Here is a 16,622-nt window from a genome sequence, read left to right as displayed (position 1 = left end):
ACATGCTGCGTACTCCCCCGTACTCGGATACGGGTTTCCACCGGGAGCGGTCCTATGCCGCTTTCCGTGTCTTTCCGGGCGGAACGGTCGCGTGTCGCGGCACCGCCCGCATCTCCCGTCCCGCCGGCCCCGTCCGCCTCCCCGGCGACGCGGAACGGCCCGCCGGAGTGGTCGCTCCGGCGGGCCGCACTGTCACCAGTGGCCATATGTGGCTCATGGGCACTGTGTCGCCCGTGTGACCGCGGGTGTCATCTGGTGCGGTAGGCGTCGACGATCGTCTGGGACAGGGTGTTGCCCTTGACGTCCTTCACCTTCGCCCTGAAGGAGACCGTGCCCTTCCTGCCGGGGTTCTTGAAGGTGATCTTCCCCTTCCTGACGGTGGTCTTCTTCCAGCTCCTGCCGCCGTCGAAGGAGACGTGGACGGCCAGCGACTTCAGGTGCTTGCCGGCGGCCGATCCCTGGACGGTGACCGGTACCGGCATGGTGGCCTTCGCCCTGGCCGTGCCGTCCAGGGCCAGCTTCGGCGCGAAGCGCACGGTCGTCGCCGCCAGGCGGGTCTCGCCGGAGGTGCGGGCCGAGGTGAAGGTGTAGGAGGCGCTCACCCTGGTGCTCAGCCGGGAGGTCTTGGCCCGGCTGAGGGTGGTGACCAGTTTGTACTCCGCCCTGCCCTTGGGGAGGGTGAAGCCGGTGTAGTCGAGGATCTCCTTCTCCGCGGCGTACTTCTTGCCGTTGCGGTACAGGGTCGTCCGCGCCGAGTCGTAGGCGACGTCGCCGTGGTGGCCGGCGCCGTCCGTGAGCGGGTTGAGCATGCCGTAGAGGTCGTCGCCGTCGCGGAAGATGCCGCCGTACTCGCCCAGATGGGGACCGAAGACGGCGTTGTTGAAGGTGCGGTGGTAGGTCCTGCCGGCGGTGAACTTCCGTTCGTCGGCGTAGTAGTCGGCCTCGAAGTCGCCCTCGGGGCCGAGCTGTGTGAAGTACTGCGACCAGCGGGCGCCCTCGGCCTTGACGTAGACCGTGTTGGTGCTCGGGAGCCTGCGCTCGGTCCCGATGAAGGAGCCCACGCCGGAGGGCACGGTGGCCAGGACTCCGGTCCGGCCGGGGGCCGAGGCGCCCTGCCGGACGTTCAGCCTGGCCATCTGCGACTTCTTCGTGTGTGTCCTCAGGCCGGTGTAGAAGCCGCCCTTACGGATGTGGAAGGTGTTGTAGTCGGTGCCCTTGCGGGTCCACACGGCGGCGGCGGTCGAGGTGGCCTCGACGTCGCCCGTGCCGCCGACCTGGGCGGTGCGCAGGGTCCGCCCGCCGCCCTCCGTGCCGCCGTAGAAGCCGACGTAGCCTTCGTCGCCGAGGGTGCCGGTGTACTCGACGGACAGGTCGATCCGCTTCGCCTTGCGGTCCGGCACCGTCATCCTCATCTCCTCGGCCCTGCGGGCGTCGAAGGTGACGGTGGTGTCCTCGGTGAGCCGGACCGCCGGGGCCACGAGCCAGTCGCCGCCCTTGTACTCCTCCTCGGTGCTGCCGGGCAGGGCGATGTCGGTGGACAGGGCGTAGGTGCCCTTGGGCACGCGGACGGTGGTGGTGCCGTCCTCTCCCGTCAGGCTCTTGAACACATCGGTCCGGTAACCGACGAGCATGCTGCTCCACAGGGGGGCGGGCCCGCCGTCGCGGCCGAGGGCGCGCACGGTCAGGTCGTAGGACTCCACCTCGCGGTCGACTGCGCCCGCGGTACGGACGCTCCGGCCGCCGCCGGTCGCGGTGACCGCCACGCTGTAGCCGCCGTTCACGCTGCCGCCGAGCCGGGTGTCGGCGGTGACGGCGACGGACGCCGTGCCGCCCGCGGGGACGGTGATCTCGTCGGCGGCCAGGGTGAACATGCCCTTGGGCGCCGCCTTGCCCCGGGGGTCGGTGCCGGTGGCGGTCAGGGAGAGGGTGACGTCCTCGGTGCCCAGGTTGCGGTAGGTGATGTCCTTGGTGACCGGCTTGTCGTCGCCGTGCGGCCACTGGGCGGTGCCGAAGCCGATCGACACCGGTTCGGCGACGATCGTCTGCTTCAGCGCCTTGTTCACATCGGCCCGGCCGGAGCCCTGCTGGAAGGCGGTGTAGCCCTTGCCGGGCTCGGTGGAGGCCGTCAGCGCGCCCTTGATCCGCTCGCCGGTCCAGTCGGGGTGCCGCTGGGCCAGCAGCGCGGCCGCGCCGGCGACGTGCGGGGTGGCCATGGAGGTGCCGGAGATGGAGACGTAGCCGTCGGCGACCGGGTCGCCCTCCTGCTCGACCAGGCTGCCCTCGGCCGCCGCGGCGCCGATGTCCACGCCGGGGGCGGTCAGGTCGGGTTTGACCGCGCCGTCGCCGATGCGCGGGCCGATGGAGGAGAAGTCGGCGAGGGCGTCCTGCTTGTCCACGGCGCCGACCGTCAGCGCGGCGTCCGCGCTGCCGGGGCTGGAGATGCTGGAGGCGTAGGGGCCCTCGTTGCCGGCCGCGATGACGAAGAGGGCGCCGCTGTCCCGCGACAGCCGGTTGACGGCGTCCTCCATCGGGTCGATCTCGGGGGTGTCGCCGCCGCCGAGGCTGAGGTTGACCACCTCGGCGCCCTGTGCGACGGCCCACTCCATCCCGGCGATGATCTCGGAGTCGCTGCCGTAGCCGGCGTCGTCGAGGACCTTGGCGTTGAGCAGCTTCGCGCCGGGGGCCACGCCCTTGTACCGGCCGCCGGACTTCGCTCCGGAACCGGCCGCGATGGAGGCGACGTGGGTGCCGTGCCCGTAGCGGTCCTCGGTGTCGTCGGACGCGGTGAAGTTCTTCTCCGCGGCTATCCGCCCGGCGAAGTCGGGGTGGGCGGCGTCGATGCCGGTGTCGAGGACGGCGATGGTGACGCCCTTGCCGTCGTAGCCGGCCTTCCATGCCGCCGGGGCGCCGATCCGCGCGGTGCTCCTGTCGAGCGCCGCCTTGCGGACGCCGTCGAGGGAGACGGTGGCGACTCCGGGAGCCGCCGCGAGCTGTCCGGCCGAGGCCGGGCGGGTCAGGGCCTTCCACGCCTTGGCGGCCCGGTCCCCGGCGACGGCCAGTGCCTCGCCGTTGACCGACCGGAAGGCGGCGCGCACGGTCGGATCGGCCTCGGCGTGGAGTTCGGCCCTGGCCGCGGGCTTCGCGCCGCGGTAGGTGACGATGACCGGTACGTCGGTGCCGGTCCTGTCGCGGTACTGCTCGCGGCCGAGTTCGGTGACGTCGAACAGCCGCCGGTCGAGCCTGCGTTCGGCGATGAGCCGGGTGACGTCCTGCGGGATCACATAGGTGCGGTCCCTGGTGCGGACGACCCGGACGGGTACGTCCTCGCGTCCTTCGGCGCGGATCATCGAGGTGACCCTGCCGTGCCGGTCCAGCACGACCCGGTCGCCGGTGACGAGGGTGACGGAGCGCCGGCCGCGCTCGGTCCGGTCGGTTCCCCGCGGCGGGCCCGCCTGGAACGCCCCCGTTCCCGGCCCCGTCTGCGGTGCGGTCTGCGATGCGGTCTGCGATGCGGCGTCCGGCGCGGCGTCCGGGCCGGTCCCCGGGGCGGCGGACGATGCGGTGGTCAGCCCCATCGTCAGTGCGACGGCCACGGCGGTGGCTATCGCGGCGGCGCCCGCTCTCTTCCGTTGTGTCAACTTTCCCCCTGGTGAGGTGATCACCATGCGTGGGGGACCCCTGCGGCCCCCCGGCGCGATCAGTCTGCGGGAGGCCGTGACGCCCGCACCATACGGCCTCGTATGGGACAGGTGTTCTGGGTGTGACGCCGCGCCGGTTCCCCTCGGTCCGGGGCAGGAGCGGGCCGCTTCCGGCTCTCGCGACGGTGAGGACGCTCCCGGGGCTCCTCCGGGTTCACTTTCGGTCCGGTCTTCCGCGACATCCCCTGCGATTTTGCTCTTTCATGGTTCTCCGGCGCCCGGCCGCGAGGCCGCCGGGCGGGAACGGGGAAACGGCGGAAGGCGGCGGGAACGGCGCGGTGCGCCGTTCCCGCCGCCTTCCGGGAGGTGTTCCGAAGGAGCGGTGTATGCCGTCAGCGAGCCGTCACGGGCTCTTGCGGAAGGCCCGTGCGGAAGGCCTGGGGGGTCGGAGGGCGGCTCAGAGGGCGGATCCGGCCTTCCAGTCCTCCCAGGACATGTTCCAGCCGTTGAGCCCGTTGTCCGGGGCGATCTGCTTGTCGGGCGAGTTCTTGACCACGACCACGTCGCCCAGGAGCGAGTTCTTGAAGAACCAGGCGCCGTCCTGGCCGGGGTCGTCCGCGCCCTGGACGTCGTTCAGGCCGACGCAGCCGTGGCTGGTGTTGACGTTGCCGAAGACCGAGTCGGCGCCCCAGTAGTTGCCGTGGATGAAGGTGCCGGAGGTCGACAGGCGCATGGCGTGCGGCACGTCGGGGATGTCGTACTCGCCCTTGCCGTCGTCGTCGGTGAAGCCGACGGTCGCGCCGTTCATCCGGGTCTCCTTGTACTTCTCGGAGATCACCATCTGGCCGTTGTAGGTGGGGGTCTCCGGCGCGCCCGCGGAGATCTTGAAGGTCTTGACGGTCTTGCCGTCCCGGACGACCTCCATGGTCTTGGTCTTCACGTCGACCGTGCTGACCTGGGAGCGGCCGACGGTGAAGCTGAAGCTCTTGTCCTGGACGCCGGTGACGCCGTTCGCGCCCTCGACGCCGTCGAGGTTGAGGTCGACGGTGACCTTGGAGCCGGCCTTCCAGTAGTCCTTGGGCCGGAAGTCCAGGCGGGTGTCGCTGAACCAGTGGCCCACGACCTCCTGGCCGCTGGTGGTGTTGACCTCGATCGCGGCCTGGACGGCCTTCTTGTCGGTGATCCCCTTGTCGAAGTTGAGGGAGACGGGCATGCCGACGCCGACGGTCGAGCCGTCCTCGGGCGTGAAGTAGCCGATGAAGCTGTTGTTGGGCGAGACCGTGGTGAAGGTCGAGTTCTCCAGCACCTTGCGGCCCTCGGAGTCCTCGGCCTCGGCGGAGATCGTGTACCGGGTGGCGCGCTGCAGCTGACCGTTGGGCTTCCAGCCGCTGCCGTCGGCCGCGAGGGTGCCCTCGACCTCCTGGCCGGTCGCGGCGGCCTTCATGGTCACCGAGGTGAGCTTGCCGCTCTTCACCCCGACCTTGGCCGCGTGGATGCTGGCGTTGTCCGCGCCGTCCTTGGGCGTGATGACTATTCGGGCGTCGGAGGACTTCTCCGCCGCCGCCTTGTCCACCTTGGCCTGTTCCTTCTCCGGCTTCTTCGCGGAGCTTGCGCCGGGCTCGCCGCCGCTGCCGCTCTCACCCCCGCACGCCGACAGTGTGAGCACTCCACTGAGCAGCGCGGCCGCCGCCACGACGCTCCTGCGGCGCTTGCCGTCCCTCATCACACGCTTCTCCATCCGCTGACGAACCTCTGGCTCCCCGTTCCGCGTCCCACGCCGTCCGGTGAAGGCGAAGCGGGACATCCACCCCACGGCCGTACGTACGAGAACGCGAGGGAACTGTGACCCGTTCCACCCAGGGTAAGACTGTGGGGTAAGACACCCTCCGGTCACCAGGGGTTGCACTGGCGGGCGGGAATTCCCCCCTCGGGTCCGGATCGTTACCGGCGGCCCGTCCGCCCATGACACCCGATCACATCACAGCACTTTCCTCCTGTCACGGCGCTTATATGGCAATGTGACCGATTTCGCATGAGACGGCCGGGGGTGGGAGACCGCGGGTACCGGCCGCCCTTCACGCGGCCCCCCTCCCGTCGTTAGCATCGGTCACGGCACCACCGATCCGCTGTCCCGAGGGGGCTCTTCCGTGCGAGCACACCGTCGACCGCTGGTGACCGCCGCCGTCGCGGGCGGCCTCCTGTGCGGGCTGTGGTTCGTACCGTCCGCGAACGCCACCGGTGACGGCGAACCGGCCGGAACCGCCGCCTCGCAGACACAGACCGGCACACAGACCGGCACACAGACCGACGCGCAGGCCGGCGCGCAGGACCGGCCCCGGGCCGGCTCCGGTGGTGAGGTGCTGCTGGCCGACACCGGCAGCTTCGACACCACGCCCTATCTCGTCGGCGGCCTCGGGTTCCTCGGCGCGGGCGCCGCCCTGCTGGTCAACGCCCGCGTCCGGACCGGCCGCGAGGGGCTCACGCCAGTGGCCCGGTGACGGCCTCGGCCGCCGCCACCAGCCCTCCCGTGCGGACGAACGCCTCCGCCGCCGCCAACTCCGGCGCCAGATAACGATCTTCCCCCGGGCCCCGCACACCGGCCCCGCGCGCCGCGGCCACCACCGCCGAGGCGGCGGGCGAGGGGGTCAGCCCCTCCGCCGCGCGCAGCTCGACCGCGCGGGCGGCCGCGCACAGCTCCACGGCCACCACGCGGGTCAGCCCGTCGACGGCGGTGCGCAGCTTGCGGGCGGCCGACCAGCCCATCGAGACGTGGTCCTCCTGCATCGCCGAGGACGGGATCGAGTCCACCGAGGCCGGGACCGCCAGCCGCTTCATCTCGCTCACCAAAGCGGCCTGGGTGTACTGGGCGATCATCAGCCCCGAGTCCACGCCCGCGTCGCCCGCCAGGAAGGGCGGCAGCCCGTGGCTGCGGTTGCGGTCCAGCAGCCGGTCGGTGCGGCGCTCGGCGATGGAGGCCAGATCGGCCGCGGCGATGGCCAGGAAGTCCAGTACGTAGGCGACCGGAGCGCCGTGGAAGTTGCCGTTGGACTCCACCCGCCCCGCCTCGGGGAGCACCACCGGATTGTCCACGGCCGCGGCCAGTTCCCGCTCGGCGACGGTACGGGCGTGCGCCAGGGTGTCGCGTCCGGCGCCCGCGACCTGGGGGGCGCAGCGCACCGAGTAGGCGTCCTGTACGCGCGGGGCGTCGTCCTGATGGTGGCCGGTGAGTTCGGAGCCGGCCAGGATCTTGAGCATGTTGGCGGCGGAGGCGGCCTGTCCGGGATGCGGGCGGACGGCGTGCAGCTCGGGCGCGAGCACCCGCTCGGTGCCCAGCAGCGCCTCCAGGGTGAGGGCGGCGGTGATGTCGGCGCAGGTCAGCAGCCGGGCGAGGTCGTCGCAGGCCATCACCAGCATGCCGAGCATGCCGTCGGTGCCGTTGAGGAGGGCCAGCCCCTCCTTCTCCCGCAGCTCGACGGGGGCCAGTCCGTGCTCGGCCAGCAGCTCGGCCACCGGCCGCACCCGCCCGTCGGGTCCCTCGGCCTCGCCCTCGCCCATCAGGGCCAGCGCGCAGTGCGACAGCGGCGCCAGATCGCCGGAGCAGCCGAGCGAGCCGTACTCGTGGACGACGGGTGTGATGCGCGCGTTGAGCAGGTCCGCCATGGCGCGGGCCACCTCGGGCCGCACCCCGGTGCGGCCCGAGGCCAGGGTCTTCAGCCGCAGGAACATCAGCGCCCGCACCACCTCGCGCTCCACGCGCGGGCCCATGCCGGCGGCGTGCGAGCGGACGATGTTGCGCTGGAGCTGTACGCGCAGCCCGGCGGGGATGTGGCGGACGGCCAGGGCGCCGAAGCCGGTGGAGACGCCGTAGACGGGGTCGGGGGCCGCGGCCAGGTCATCGACGATCCGGCGGGCGGCGGTCAGGGCGGCCAGCGCCTCGTCGGACAGTTCGACGCGGGCCAGGCCGCGGGCGACGGCTACGACGTCCTCGGCGGTGGTGCCGGAGGAGCCGATCACCACACGGTTCTGCATATCCATATTCAGGAACACTAAAGAGTGAATCGAGTTCTGTCACGACCTCGCCGGGACCGCGCCCGGCCCGCCCGCACCGGACCCGCGCCGGACCCGCGTACTCCCCCGGGCCCGCGCCTGGAGCGCTCACACGTCCAGGCCGCGCAGCCGGCGGCGGTCGCCCCGGGCCCCGATCCGCCCCTCCTCGGCCTGGTCGGCCAGGCGGACCACGGCGTCCCCGGTGTACTCGGGGCCCTCCGCCCGTCCGGCCGCACCGGCCTCCCCGCCGCCCTCGCGCCCGGCCACCACCGGCTTGTCGGTACGGGCGGCCTTGGCCCGGTACTGGGCGGCGTCGGCGAGGCGGAACAGCCGGCGGGCCGAGCGGACCGGGCCTATCGGATCGCCCGTCGAGGCGACCCCGCAGGCCACCCCCTGCCCCGTCTCCAGCTCCGCCGCCCGGCGGCACACCTCGTCCGCCACCCGGACCACCTCGTCCGCCGGCGGCCCCACCGCCAGCAGACAGAACTCGTCCCCGCCCAGCCGGGCGGCCAGGGTGTCCGGGAGCATCGCGCCGCACAGGGACAGCACCGAGGCGAAACGTTCCAGCAGCCGGTCGCCCGCATCGTGGCCCAACACGTCGTTGACCCCCTTCAGCCCGTTGACGTCGCAGACCAGCAGGCTGACCACCGTCCCGTCCGCGCGGTGCCGCTCCAGCGCCTCGTCCAGCCGCACATCCACCGCCCGGCGGTTCGCCAGGCCGGTGAGGGGGTCGGTGAAGGCCAGCCGGCGCGCCTCCTCCAGCCGCTCGGTCTGGGCGATCCCGGCCGCGATCACCGAGGCCAGCGCCTCGGCGAAGTCCGCGTCGGCACGGTCGAAGACCGGCCGGCCACTCTCGCGCGCCACGTACAGCTCGCCCCACGCCCGCCCGCCCACCACGACCGGGGCGACCACACAGCAGCCGCGCCCCCGCCGGCGCAGCGCCGGGGGCCGGCCTCCCCGGGGCGCCCCGGGGCCGTACCGAGAGGCCCGCTCCCCGTCGGCGGCCGTCTCCACCCAGGCGTGCGTCCCGGCCCCCGGGCCGTTCCCGTGGCGCAGGCCGGTGATCTCGGGGAAGTCGTGGACCGGGTACGTCTCGTCCTCGGGGAACTCCTCCTCGTCCCCGCGCCGCTCGCCGGTGTTGACCAGCACCCGCAGCAGGCCGCGCTCGCGCTCCCAGACGGACAGGGCCGCGAAGGAGCCGCCCAGCGCGGCCCGCGCGCCCTCGGCCGCGGTGCGGGCGACCTCGCGCAGGGTGTGGGCGGCGGCCATCTCCTGCGCCAGCCCCACCACGGTCCTCAGCCGCGCGTCGTCACCCATGCCGTACCCGATCCACACGACCCAGGTTATGGGCCTTCACTCCGGGTCGCCGACCGGCTCACACCGGCCCGTCCGGCTCACCGGGCTCGTGCCCGCTCGTCGCCGGGTCACTCCCCCGGCCAGCGCGGGGCCCGCTTCTCGTTGAAGGCGGCGACCCCCTCGGCCCGGTCGCCGGAGAACGCCACCGAGCGCCAGGCCGCGTCCTCGACCTCCAGACCGGCGCGCAGGTTCATCCCCCATCCGGTGCGCAGCGCCCGCTTGGCCGCCCGCAGGCCGACCGGGGAGTTGGCGGCGATGCGCCGGGCCAGCTCCAGCGCCTCGGCGCGGTCCTCGCCGCGGGCCGCCAGATGGTCGACCAGGCCCATCTCGCGGGCCTCGCCGGCCTCCACCCGGCGCGCGGTGAAGACCAGCTCCGCGGCACGGGCGGCGCCCACCCGGCGCGGCAGGAGCTGGGTGCCGCCGCCACCGGGGATCACCCCGACCGACACCTCCGGCAGGCCGACCACCGCGGTGGGGTCGGCGACGATCAGGTCGCAGGACAGGGCCAGCTCGAAGCCGCCGCCGAGCGCGAACCCGTGCACAGCGGCGATCGTCGGCATCGGCAGCTCCAGCACCCCGGTGTAGGCGGCGCGGGCGTACGGCCGCTGCCGGGACAGGTCGGCGTCGCTGAAGGAGTTGCGCTCCTTCAGGTCCGCGCCCACGCAGAACGCCCGCTCGTGGGTGGAGGAGAGCACCACGGCGCGCACCCGCCGGTCCGCCGCGAGCGCGGCGCAGGCGTCCCCGATGTTCCGGGCCATCTCGGTGGAGACGGCGTTCATCGCCTTCGGCCGGTCCAGCACCAGCTCGGCGACGTGCCCCTCCGGCTCCCGCCGCACCGCGACCCACTCGCCGAACCGCTCCTCGCCCACGCCCTCGCTCACGCCCTCGCCCTCGCTCACGTCGTCCACGCAGCCCTTCCGGTTAACGATCGCTCACTGGTGTACGGGCGCATCATGCCATCCGCCCCGCCCGGCGGGTCAGGGGCCGGGTCAGGGGCGAGCGGCGGTACGCGGACGACAGCGCCGCGAGCCGGGGTGGTGCGAAACCGCCGAACGGCGGTCAGGAACCGGGGGTGCGGCGGGTCAGCAGCCAGGGCTCGATGACGCCCAGACCGCGCACCGGGCGCTGGTAGAGGGGCCGCAGCGCGAAGCGGTACGGCGCGTCGGCGTCCGTCTCCTTCTCCGACTCCGGCGCCTCCCCGGCGGCCACCAGTTCGGCGCGCAGCGCGCCGTCCACCAGCACCGCGTCCTTGGGCGCTATCGAGGTCAGCCGGCTGGCCAGGTTGACCGTGTTGCCGAAGACATCGCCCATCCGGGTGGTGACCGTGCCCAGGGCCATGCCCACCCGCAGCTCCGGCATCGTCGCGTCGTTGGCCAGGGTCTCGATCAGCCGCAGCCCGATCTCGGCCGCGGTGCCCGCGTCGTCGGCGACGTAGAGCACCTCGTCGCCGAGCGTCTTGATCAGCCGGCCGCCGTGCGCGGCGACCAGATCGGCGGCGGTGGTCTCGAACGCCTCGACCAGCTCGCCCAGCTCCTCCTCCTCCAGCCGGCGCGTCAGCCGGGTGAAGCCGACCAGATCGGCGAAGGCGACCGCCAGGCGCCGGTCCACCATCTCCTCGTCGTCGGCCGCCTGCACCACCCGGCCGGTGGCGGCGGCCAGCTGCCGCCGCCAGACGTACACCAGGAACTCCTGGAGCTCCGGCAGCAGCAGCTCGACCAGCGGGTAGGCCACCTCGGTGCGGGTCATGCCCGGCTCGGGCGGCTCGGTCAGGCCCTCCAGGAAGGAGTCGATCTGCCACTCGGCCAGCCGTGCGGTGGTCTGCCCGGTGGACCGCGCCACCTGCACCGCCATCGCCTCGCTCAGCAGTCCCGCCTCCACCAGGCCGGCCAGCCGCCGCAGCGCGATCACGTCCGTCTCGGTGAGCGCCTTGGCCTGGCCGATGTCGGCGAACCCCATCGCGCGCCAGAAGCGGGCGGCCAGCTCCATGGGGACGTCGGCGGCGCGGGCCGCCTGGAAGGGCGTGTACTGCCGGCCGGCGCCGAGGATCAGCTGCTCGATGCGGAGCGCGAGGGGGTCCTCCTCCAAAGGGGCCTGTTCACGATCCGCCTCACCGGCCGCCTCATCGGTCACCTCACCGGCCGCCTCACCGTCCGCTTCGCCGTCCGTCGCCGGCTCTTCGGCTGGGGTGCCCGAGTCGTCCACTGCCCTTCCGATCCACTCACTGCCGCCACGCCCGCCGCGCTGGGTCGACTCAACGATACGGCAGGTGTGCCCTGGCTCACTCTCCCGGCGACTGCCCCTACGCCTCCTGTGAACCGGGCCTGAGGTGCACGATGTCACCCGCGCCCACCGGCTGCTGCACGCCCTCGGCGCCGGCCAGGACCAGGCGCCCCGCGCCGTCCACCGCGACCGCCTCACCCAGCAGCTCGCGCTCCCCGGGAAGCACCGCGCGCACCCGCCTGCCCAGGGTGGCGCAGCCGGCGGTGTACGCCTCGCGCGCTCCGCTCGTCTCCGGGTCGCCGCCGGCATCCCGCCAGCGGCCGTACCACTCCTCCACGGAGCGCAGCACCGCGCGCAACAGGGTGTCGCGGTCGGTGACGCGCGCGCCCGCCAGGGCCAGGGAACCGGCCCCGGGCACCGGCAGCTCCTCCTCACGCAGTGTGACGTTGAGGCCGACGCCCAGCACCACGGCGGCCCGGCCGCCGGGGCGCTCGACCCGCTCGGAGAGGATGCCGCCGATCTTGCGCTCCTCGTCCCCGGAGCGCACCAGGACGTCGTTGGGCCACTTCAGCACCACGTCCGCCCCGGCGACGCGGGACAGGGCGGAGGCGGTGGCGACCCCGGCGAGCAGCGGCAGCCAGCTCCACCGGTCGGCGGGCACCTCGGGGGCCAGCAGTACGGAGAGGAACAGTCCCGAGCGGGCGGGCGCCGTCCAGGTGCGCTCCAGCCGCCCGCGCCCCGCGGTCTGCCGCTCGGCGACCAGCACCTCCCCCTCCCGTGCCTCGCCGCGGGCGGCCCGCGCGGCGAGGTCGGTGTTGGTGGAGCCGGTGGAGTCCACCACCTCCAGCGAGGTCCACAGCGATTCGGGCCGCACCAGCGCACGGCGCAGCGAGGCGGCGTTCAGCGGGGGGCGCTCCAGGTCCGACCAGGGACTGTCCGACGGGTCGTTCGGTGTCATGCAAGACAGATTAGGTGTGGCAAACGCCGCACCGCCGGACCACTCCCGCGCCGATACGCTACGAGTCGGTAGCCAGACGCCACGACGCACGACGCACGACGACCGCACGCCACGACGAGGAGCCGCAGCCCGTGTCCGAGCAGCAGAGCCCAGCCCCCGAGGACCAGGATCGTCACACGACCGCGGGCAGGATCGCGGATCTGCGGCGGCGCATCGAGGAGGCCACGCACGCGGGTTCGGCGCGCGCGGTGGACAAGCAGCACGCCAAGGGCAAGCTGACCGCCCGCGAGCGGATCGAACTCCTCCTGGACGAGGGGTCGTTCACCGAGCTGGACGAGTTCGCCCGCCACCGCTCGACCAACTTCGGCCTGGAGGCCAACCGCCCCTACGGCGACGGCGTCGTCACCGGCTACGGCACGGTCGACGGCCGCCCGGTGGCCGTCTTCTCCCAGGACTTCACCGTCTTCGGCGGCGCTCTGGGCGAGGTCTACGGCCAGAAGATCGTCAAGGTGATGGACTTCGCGCTGAAGACCGGCTGCCCGGTCATCGGCATCAACGACTCCGGCGGCGCCCGCATCCAGGAGGGTGTGGCCTCGCTCGGCGCCTACGGCGAGATCTTCCGCCGCAACACCCACGCCTCCGGTGTGATCCCGCAGATCTCGCTGGTGGTGGGTCCGTGCGCGGGCGGCGCGGTCTACTCCCCGGCGATCACCGACTTCACGGTGATGGTCGACCAGACCTCGCACATGTTCATCACCGGCCCCGACGTCATCAAGACGGTCACCGGCGAGGACGTCGGGTTCGAGGAGCTGGGCGGCGCCCGCACCCACAACTCCACCTCCGGCGTGGCGCACTACATGGCCTCCGGCGAGGAGGACGCGGTCGAGTACGTCAAGGCGCTGCTGTCGTACCTGCCGTCCAACAACCTCTCCGAACCGCCCGCCTTCCCCGAGGAGGCGGACCTTCAGACCTCGGAGACCGACCTCGAGCTGGACACGCTGATCCCGGACTCGGCCAACCAGCCGTACGACATGCACGGCGTGATCGAGCACGTGCTGGACGACGGCGAGTTCCTGGAGACCCAGCCGCTGTTCGCGCCGAACATCCTCACCGGCTTCGGCCGGGTGGAGGGCCACCCGGTCGGGATCGTCGCCAACCAGCCGATGCAGTTCGCCGGCTGCCTGGACATCGACGCCTCCGAGAAGGCCGCGCGCTTCGTGCGCACCTGCGACGCCTTCAACGTCCCCGTGCTGACCTTCGTGGACGTGCCCGGCTTCCTGCCCGGCACCGACCAGGAGTACGGCGGCATCATCCGGCGCGGCGCCAAGCTGATCTACGCCTACGCCGAGGCGACGGTGCCGCTGATCACCGTCATCACCCGCAAGGCGTTCGGCGGCGCGTACGACGTGATGGGCTCCAAGCACCTGGGCGCCGACCTCAACCTCGCCTGGCCCACCGCCCAGATCGCGGTGATGGGCGCGCAGGGCGCGGTCAACATCCTGCACCGCAGGACGCTGGCGGCGGCGAGGACGGACGAGGAGCGCGAGGAGCTGCGGGCGAAGCTGACCGCCGAGTACGAGGACACCCTGCTCAACCCGTACGTGGCCGCCGAACGCGGGTACGTGGACGCGGTGGTGGTGCCCTCCGAGACGCGCCGCCACATCGTGCGGGGCCTGCGCTCGCTGCGCAACAAGCGCGAGTCGCTGCCGCCGAAGAAGCACGGCAACATCCCGCTCTGACCGCCCTATGACCGTTCTGTGACCGCCCGCGACAGCGAGGAGACCGTGACGTGATCAAGGTCGTACGCGGTAACCCGACCCCCGAGGAACTGGCCGCCGCCCTGGCGGTGGTGCGCACCCGGGCCGCGGCCCTGGCGGCCGCGGAAGGGGCCGGCGGGTCCGCCGAGCGCGGCTCGGAGTGGTCGGACCCGGCCCGCACCGTCCCCGGCCACCGCCTGCCGCACCCGGGCCCGCGGGCCTGGCGGACGGCGTACTGGCCCGCCTGACCTGCCCGTCGGCGAGAGACACCGCACACGGCCGGGCGCCTGAGTACGCGTACTCAGGCGCCCGGCCCGGCCGTGGCGCAGGATCGGGGCATGCTCTGGTCCGACCCGGCCGACGAACCCCCCGAGGAGCTGCGCACCACCCAGGCGATGCTCCGCCGCACCGGCTGGCTGCTCGCCGTCGCCATGGTGGCGGTCTTCCTGCTGCTGTGAGCGAGCGGCCCCGGCCCCGGGCCGCCGGGAGGCTTCCTAGGATGGGCCGTATGGCCCACACCAACGCGCCCCGCCGCCGTCTCGTCCTCGCCTCCCAGTCCCCCGCCCGGCTCGGACTGCTCAGGCAGGCGGGGATGGCGCCCGAGGTGATCGTCAGCGGTGTGGACGAGGACGCCCTGGACGCCCCTACCCCGGGCGAGCTGGCCCTGCTGCTGGCCGAGGCGAAGGCCGGCGCCGTGGCCGGGCGCCCCGAGGCCGCGGGCGCGCTCGTCGTGGGCTGCGACTCGGTGCTGGAGCTGGACGGGCGGCCGCTGGGCAAGCCGACGGACGCCGAGGAGGCCGCGGCTCGCTGGAAGGACATGCGCGGGCGGGCGGGCGTCCTGGTGACCGGGCACTGCGTGGTGGACACGGCCACCGGCCGCCGCGTCTCGGCGACCGCCGCCACCACCGTCCGCTTCGGCGAGCCGAGCGACGAGGAGATCGCCGCCTACGTCGCCAGCGGCGAACCGCTGCACGTCGCGGGCGCCTTCACCCTCGACGGCCGCTCGGCCCCCTTCGTCGACGGCATCGAGGGCGACCACGGCAACGTCATCGGGCTGTCGCTGCCGCTGCTGCGCCGCCTCCTGGCCGAACTGTGCGTCTCCGTCACGGAGCTGTGGGCGTGAGGGACGGCCCGGCCGGTCCCGCCGGAGCCTCCCCGAATCCCTCCGGGCCCTCCGGCGTGTCCGGGCCCTCGGGCGCGCCCGGCTCCCGCACCTCCTTCGTACGGCCGCGGGGGCCGTACGCCACCAGGGTCAGCACCAGCAGTCCCAGCACGAGCATCATGGCCGCGAACGCGGCCCAGCCCACCAGCCCGACACCGAGGGCGCCGAGCACCCCGTGCACCACGGCCGCGGCGACCAGCAGGGCTCGGGCGAGGCGGCCGGGCGGCCGGTCGGCCAGCCCCGTACGCAGCAGCAGCGCGGCGCACAGCAGCAGGTAGGCGCCGACGAGCACACCGCCGGTCCATGTCGAGAGGGCCATCAGATGCGGGTCGAGCCCGGCCAGGGACATCTCCTGACGGTCGACCATGAGGCCCAGCACCCAGTGCAGCCACCCGGCGCCGGCCGCTTCGGCCGCGAGCACGGCGGCCGCCGTCAGGGCCACCGGCCTTCTGAGCGCCATCCCGTCCCCACCCCTCGTCCCGTGGGCGCGCGGTGCGCGGCCCTTTCGACAGCGCGCATGCTACTAACGGGTAACGGCTCGGGAAAGACCTCGCGCCCCGGCAAAGAATCACCCCTCCCTTCGTAGGAATCCCACAAAGAGTCAGGGACGCTCGTTTCTCAGCCGGACAGTAACCTTGACCACACCGAAGATCTCCAGCCGGACGCGAGATCGCGGCGTACCGTGTACCCACAAGGGATTTGAGCTCCCGGGGACTTCCGGGATCACATTCCGTGTGGGCAAGCTCACCCCCCTGGGCGACTCGGCCTGCGGTGTCGCCGATACCTAAACTCACATCGCTCATATGTTGCGGCCCAGCGCCAAGGAGGAAGCCATCGTGCGCAAGGTGCTCATCGCCAATCGCGGTGAAATCGCTGTCCGGGTCGCCCGGGCCTGCCGGGACGCCGGGATCGCGAGCGTGGCCGTCTACGCCGACCCGGACCGGGACGCGCTCCACGTGCGGGCGGCGGACGAGGCCTTCGCGCTCGGCGGTGACACCCCCGCCACCAGCTACCTGGACATGGCCAAGGTCCTCAAGGCCGCCGCCGACTCCGGCGCCGACGCGGTCCACCCCGGCTACGGCTTCCTGTCGGAGAACGCCGACTTCGCCCAGGCCGTCCTCGACGCCGGACTGACCTGGATCGGCCCCCCGCCGCAGGCCATCCGCGACCTGGGCGACAAGGTCGCCGCCCGCCACATCGCCCAGCGCGCCGGCGCCCCGCTGGTGGCCGGCACCCCCGACCCGGTGGCCGGCGCGGACGAGGTCGTCGCCTTCGCCACCGAACACGGCCTGCCCATCGCCATCAAGGCCGCCTTCGGCGGCGGCGGCCGCGGCCTGAAGGTCGCCCGCACCCTTCAGGAGGTCCCCGAGCTGTACGACTCCGCCGTCCGCGAGGCGGTGGCCGCCTTCGGCCGCGGCGAGTGCTTCGTGGAACGCTACCTGGACCGGCCCCGGCACGTGGAGACCCAGTGCCTGGCCGACACC

The 16,622-nt window shown here is 73.2% G+C and carries 14 protein-coding genes; 6 read left to right on the top strand and 8 right to left on the bottom strand.

Translation table 11 applies throughout. The annotated features are described in order from the left end of the window. Positions 1-248 precede the first annotated feature (248 nt). Both BM237_RS26865 and BM237_RS26860 read right to left on the bottom strand, forming a co-directional pair. Positions 249-3,638 (bottom strand): S8 family peptidase, encoded by a 3,390-nt coding sequence (locus tag BM237_RS26865; RefSeq protein ID WP_342746263.1) that lies wholly within the window; start codon positions 3,636-3,638, stop codon positions 249-251. 457 nt (positions 3,639-4,095) lie between these two features. Continuing rightward, positions 4,096-5,376, bottom strand: coding sequence for a L,D-transpeptidase (locus tag BM237_RS26860; protein ID WP_093852336.1), 1,281 nt, complete (start codon positions 5,374-5,376; stop codon positions 4,096-4,098). 409 nt (positions 5,377-5,785) lie between these two features. Between BM237_RS26860 and BM237_RS29460 the strand changes: the two genes are divergently transcribed. Further along, positions 5,786-6,136 (top strand): hypothetical protein, encoded by a 351-nt coding sequence (locus BM237_RS29460; protein ID WP_093852335.1) that lies wholly within the window; start codon positions 5,786-5,788, stop codon positions 6,134-6,136. Here the strand turns inward: BM237_RS29460 and hutH are convergent. The 5 genes from hutH to BM237_RS26830 all read right to left on the bottom strand — a co-directional run bounded on the left by hutH (position 6,117) and on the right by BM237_RS26830 (position 12,219). After that, positions 6,117-7,673 (bottom strand): histidine ammonia-lyase, encoded by a 1,557-nt coding sequence (gene hutH, locus BM237_RS26850; protein ID WP_175541147.1) that lies wholly within the window; start codon positions 7,671-7,673, stop codon positions 6,117-6,119. The genes BM237_RS29460 and hutH overlap by 20 nt on opposite strands. Before the next feature lie 120 nt (positions 7,674-7,793). Continuing rightward, positions 7,794-9,002, bottom strand: coding sequence for a GGDEF domain-containing protein (locus BM237_RS26845; protein ID WP_093852374.1), 1,209 nt, complete (start codon positions 9,000-9,002; stop codon positions 7,794-7,796). A gap of 107 nt (positions 9,003-9,109) precedes the next feature. Beyond that, positions 9,110-9,910: an enoyl-CoA hydratase/isomerase family protein gene (locus tag BM237_RS26840; protein ID WP_093852373.1), complete on the bottom strand. Its 801-nt coding sequence runs from the start codon at positions 9,908-9,910 to the stop codon at positions 9,110-9,112. Positions 9,911-10,100: 190 nt separating this feature from the next. Then, entirely contained in the window at positions 10,101-11,171 is a 1,071-nt protein-coding gene (locus BM237_RS26835; RefSeq protein WP_093852372.1) for an adenylate/guanylate cyclase domain-containing protein, read from the bottom strand. A gap of 169 nt (positions 11,172-11,340) precedes the next feature. Continuing rightward, positions 11,341-12,219: a biotin--[acetyl-CoA-carboxylase] ligase gene (locus BM237_RS26830; protein WP_093852333.1), complete on the bottom strand. Its 879-nt coding sequence runs from the start codon at positions 12,217-12,219 to the stop codon at positions 11,341-11,343. A gap of 131 nt (positions 12,220-12,350) precedes the next feature. On the opposite strand from BM237_RS26830, the gene BM237_RS26825 reads away from it, so the two are divergent. From BM237_RS26825 to BM237_RS26815, 4 genes are all read left to right on the top strand, one after another. Continuing rightward, entirely contained in the window at positions 12,351-13,958 is a 1,608-nt protein-coding gene (locus BM237_RS26825) for an acyl-CoA carboxylase subunit beta (RefSeq protein ID WP_093852332.1), read from the top strand. A 50-nt stretch (positions 13,959-14,008) separates the two neighbouring features. After that, entirely contained in the window at positions 14,009-14,224 is a 216-nt protein-coding gene (locus tag BM237_RS26820) for an acyl-CoA carboxylase subunit epsilon (protein ID WP_093852331.1), read from the top strand. A gap of 90 nt (positions 14,225-14,314) precedes the next feature. Next, on the top strand, positions 14,315-14,434 hold the full coding sequence (gene mmpB / locus BM237_RS30585; protein ID WP_369126572.1) for a morphogenic membrane protein MmpB: 120 nt from the start codon (positions 14,315-14,317) through the stop codon (positions 14,432-14,434). Between the two features lie 50 nt (positions 14,435-14,484). Continuing rightward, a complete protein-coding gene (locus BM237_RS26815; RefSeq protein WP_093852330.1) occupies positions 14,485-15,099 on the top strand; it encodes a nucleoside triphosphate pyrophosphatase in 615 nt (204 codons plus the stop codon). Here the strand turns inward: BM237_RS26815 and BM237_RS26810 are convergent. Further along, a complete protein-coding gene (locus BM237_RS26810) occupies positions 15,080-15,598 on the bottom strand; it encodes a hypothetical protein (protein ID WP_093852329.1) in 519 nt (172 codons plus the stop codon). The two genes, BM237_RS26815 and BM237_RS26810, sit on opposite strands and share 20 nt — an antisense overlap. A 376-nt stretch (positions 15,599-15,974) precedes the next feature. On the opposite strand from BM237_RS26810, the gene BM237_RS26805 reads away from it, so the two are divergent. Then, positions 15,975-16,622 (top strand): biotin carboxylase N-terminal domain-containing protein (locus tag BM237_RS26805; protein WP_281253955.1); only part of this gene is annotated, 648 nt, incomplete at its 3' end.

The organism is Streptomyces mangrovi (assembly GCF_900114215.1).
In the GTDB taxonomy this organism is placed as follows: Bacteria; Actinomycetota; Actinomycetes; order Streptomycetales; family Streptomycetaceae; genus Streptomyces; species Streptomyces barkulensis.
The sequence above is the reverse complement of the archived record's forward strand: the minus strand, read 5'-3'. Positions and strand labels throughout refer to the sequence as shown.

Coding starts and splice junctions, on each gene's coding strand:
- BM237_RS26860 (WP_093852336.1), bottom strand. CDS start 5,376: ATGGAGAAGCGTGTGATGAGGGACGGCAAGCGCCGCAGGAGCGTCGTG.
- hutH (WP_175541147.1), bottom strand. CDS start 7,673: ATGGATATGCAGAACCGTGTGGTGATCGGCTCCTCCGGCACCACCGCC.
- BM237_RS26845 (WP_093852374.1), bottom strand. CDS start 9,002: ATGGGTGACGACGCGCGGCTGAGGACCGTGGTGGGGCTGGCGCAGGAG.
- BM237_RS26830 (WP_093852333.1), bottom strand. CDS start 12,219: ATGACACCGAACGACCCGTCGGACAGTCCCTGGTCGGACCTGGAGCGC.
- mmpB (WP_369126572.1), top strand. CDS start 14,315: ATGCTCTGGTCCGACCCGGCCGACGAACCCCCCGAGGAGCTGCGCACC.
- BM237_RS26815 (WP_093852330.1), top strand. CDS start 14,485: ATGGCCCACACCAACGCGCCCCGCCGCCGTCTCGTCCTCGCCTCCCAG.
- BM237_RS26810 (WP_093852329.1), bottom strand. CDS start 15,598: ATGGCGCTCAGAAGGCCGGTGGCCCTGACGGCGGCCGCCGTGCTCGCG.